Origin of the sequence: Marinobacterium marinum (assembly GCF_013868415.1) — a bacterium.
Classification (GTDB): Bacteria; Pseudomonadota; Gammaproteobacteria; order Pseudomonadales; family Balneatricaceae; genus Marinobacterium; species Marinobacterium marinum.
Genome location: NZ_JACEMT010000028.1, coordinates 1 through 3706, shown reverse-complemented (window position 1 = coordinate 3706; position 3706 = coordinate 1). Strand labels below are relative to the sequence as shown.

Sequence of the window (3706 nt, the reverse complement as noted above, 5' to 3'; positions counted from 1 at the left end):
GCTGTCCGCGAATGTAAGTTGCTGATCCATCTTATGCGTCCTCGATCATGTTCAGTCAGCATTATCCCATGACGCGGACTTGATCACACCTTCCCTAATAGTCATATTAATTCCGAACAGATGTAAGACCTCGCCGACTTGATATCAAAGCAACATCTTTATTTCTAGGTATTCGTTGCAGACGCTGAATAACTTTCTGCTGAGTCTCCGGCGTCCAAAAAATCTTCAAATTTTCCCTAGCCCTTGTAATTGCGGTATAAAAAATACTATGAGAAATATCTTCTTCGTTAGCATCTGTTATGACTACTTTAACAGAATCGTATTCAAGCCCTTGCGCTTTATGAATAGATACCGCGTAGGCAACTTGAAACGGAATCGTAATATTTAATGAGTCATCGTCGTCATCACTATTCTCTACTTCAAAAACTTGGAACCTAACAGTAGAACCTTCTATCCACTCTAATTCATTCCCTGAAACGTCAAATTCAGTCAACGGGCGATCTAGCTCTATATCAAATTGAATGCAGCCGACGAACTGTTCGATTTTAATTATTCGGCCTTTTAGGTTATTGTATATAACAGGTTTAAATCGCTCAGATTCATAAAAGAGAACAGGATCCCCTACCTTGTAAATAGAATCACCCCAGGTTATCGATGGATTAGGGTTACTACTTTGAAGAAACCTATTAATATTATTAATCCCGTACAAACCATCGTAATTTAAACACAATATAATTTCGTCATTACCTTGAGACTGGAAGATACTCGAATCCAATATCGACGAATAACCATGCCTAACCATAATTTCAGTTAAGTCATCATCTATATTTCGAACTTTATCCCAGAAATCTAATAGCGAATTATTCTGTGTTCTAAACGGCGTTGTTAATTCAAAGACTGAAGAACTAGGAATAAAAGAGCGAATCACTTCGAACCAATTGCCAAACTGTATTGACTCAATTTGATACACATCACCAACAAGAACTATCAATTTTGCGGTGTTTTTCTTTAATACCTTCAACAAATCAGAATTACTAACGGTACTGCACTCATCGATCACAAGAAGATCATAGTCAGGCAAGAAAGGGTTATGTCCACTACGAATTTCACTACTTACAGTTCTAAACTCAGAATTCTGCGCCGCTACCTTACGCATTAAATTATCTTTCGCAGGGTTCGTATGAGCCAAAAATAGCTTTCTCTTATCGCTAAAGTAGTGAGCAATATGGTCAACAATTGTGGATTTACCTGTACCTGCCGCTCCATATATAAGAGCAACCTTCGAATCGCTAAATAATTGAGTTAAAACCTGTTGTTTCACCGTATCATCGATACTGTGAGCTGACTCAGCTATCCAGCGTGTTACTGCTTGGGTATATCCTGATATGCCAGAAGAAGAAAATGTTTTTAACTTTTCAATAATACTGAAAGTATCTTCTTCATAGCCATTTATAAATACGTGTCCTTTATCATAAACCAAACTTCGAATTTCTTTATGTTTTTTATAAATTCGATTATTAAAATCTTTTATTAATGCCTCAACATCTCCAAATTCGCTTAAATCTCCAATTGGGGTATACAAAACTCCATGTCTTTCGACATTGTTTCTAACACGTCTAGCCAGAAGTTCATGTTGGCGCCCCGCCATATCGATACATTCAGAGAGTTCCCAAAACCTCGGATTATGCTTAGGGAGAGATGTACAAAAAGGCATCTGATCAAATGGTATACTACTAAAAGAAAATTTTAGATTAGATAGTAGCTCACATCCGTCGCGATTATATTGAGACTTCAATAATTGATTGTTCATCCTCAAAAGAAGATAGCGAAGAATATTGCTGCCAGAGAGAGATGCTTTAATGATATGTCGTGCTTTATCCAAAAAAACGAATATTTGAGAGGCGTTATTTGTAACTAGCGCTCCTAGTCTCACCTGTTGGTAATTTTGATCACTCATACACATCAGGTCATTCAAATTTCGATAACCTTGTGTCAAAAAACTCATTAAATATTTATATTCCTGTGAAGACGTGCTCCCTGTCACCGAATGACCGAGTAAACGGGCGAAGTTTTTTAGCTCGCAGGAACGAATAGAAACTTCCCATGCAAGAATTAAAGTAATAGGCATAACATGGCCTAGTACTTCAATTTGATCGCGCCTGAGCGTTAGATTAACCGCGTACTCGTCCGATATATCAAGATCAGTAAAAGCAATTACTCGATCAAACTTACTTACCTTATTTACTGCACGACAAAACGTTACCTCATAGTATATCCGGCCATCGAATATAAATGGACGATTTTTTTGAATATAGTAACGGTCTTTTCTATCTCCAACATAATTAGTACCGCGAGAAAATTCAATTCTAGCAGTTATTTTTTCATGATATTCGCGTAAAGAAGGATCCAAATCGACAGGAAATGATTCAAGGTTTGGTATTAATTGGAGAGAGTAGTTTTGATAAACAACGGCTCTAATTCTATACAAATATTCATAGTATTTGAGCATTAATCTTTCTGATGAATCCCCATCAAAAGTGTAGTGTGAAGCTACTTTTTGAAGTAGCTTATGGAACCGAAAAACAAAATTTAATTTTCCATTACCACTAATATACTGCAGTGCTGGGTTTATTTCGGGATAAGAAAATTCGGCATCTAATGAGTTCCGATAAAATAATACGGCCACCCCTTCAACCAAATTTCTAACTTGAGCGAGGACATTCTGAGACAGAAGCTCTCTGTTATCGCTAAGATTGGCGATATTATGAGAAATAGCACCACTTGCGTTTTGAACTTGATTAAATACGGTAGCCTTCAATGGCTTAACTCCTTATCAATTAAGAGGTCAGAGTAACTATGATTTCAACTTCCACTTTGGGTCAAAATCGAACTTACTAAACTAACCGTATAACGCTCGTAACACTTGACCGGAAAAGCGTAGCTTTTTTGGGTCAAGTGCTTACTATTGTTATACATTTAAGGTAGCGGCATATCCGCTCCCATAAATCCTGAAAAAAGTACTACTGCAAGTCCAGCAAGCTGAAGAAAGAACGGGTTCTTAGCTTCTGGCCAGTGCAATACTAAATATATTATAGAAACAGGTGATATTAGTAGACACGCCAACCCCCAAATAACACTGGTTCTAAACGCCGCTATTAGAAAACCAATTCCACCGATGATTAATATTAAAATTCCAATAAACGCCATAATTTCCATATACTACTCCATAATTTGTTTTAACCATCAATGTGAATAATTAACTTTTGAGCCACTAATAGTCAGGAATCCTTCTTTTTCTAGGCTATTTACAATATCATCAATTCTTGAATCTTCAATACCACCCTGAAATTGAAACATAGCGCCAATAAAGTTTTTCAAAGACTGATGTTTCCCTGGTTTTGACTTTGCGAGCCTTTCCTTTGCATACGAGATCAACTCCCGACCTTTTAGATCTTTTTTGGTCTCAGCAGCCTTATTCTGATGACCATTTGAGCTGGTTACCAATCGTTCTGTTGGATTAAGAGTTTCTTCTTCTTTTATTGCCGCCTGAATCAGGTACTGGGCAAGCTTCATTTTTTCACGATATGTAAGCTTGTCAGCTGCAATTTTTATTACTTCATAGCTCATTTAAAACTTCCTCATAAGAATTTTAATATGGTTGATGCTGGTCCTACCCACAAAAAGTAGACACTTTGATTATGCGCAT

At 36.9% G+C, this 3706-nt stretch carries 3 protein-coding genes; all 3 read right to left on the bottom strand.

The features are described from left to right. Positions 1–106: 106 nt before the first annotated feature. The 3 genes from H1S06_RS00520 to H1S06_RS00510 all read right to left on the bottom strand — a co-directional run bounded on the left by H1S06_RS00520 (position 107) and on the right by H1S06_RS00510 (position 3627). Positions 107–2818: an ATP-dependent DNA helicase gene (locus tag H1S06_RS00520; protein WP_181736329.1), complete on the bottom strand. Its 2712-nt coding sequence runs from the start codon at positions 2816–2818 to the stop codon at positions 107–109. A gap of 158 nt (positions 2819–2976) precedes the next feature. Continuing rightward, on the bottom strand, positions 2977–3216 hold the full coding sequence (locus H1S06_RS00515; RefSeq protein WP_181736328.1) for a hypothetical protein: 240 nt from the start codon (positions 3214–3216) through the stop codon (positions 2977–2979). Between the two features lie 27 nt (positions 3217–3243). Next, on the bottom strand, positions 3244–3627 hold the full coding sequence (locus H1S06_RS00510; protein WP_181736327.1) for a hypothetical protein: 384 nt from the start codon (positions 3625–3627) through the stop codon (positions 3244–3246). Between the last annotated feature and the right edge of the window lie 79 nt (positions 3628–3706).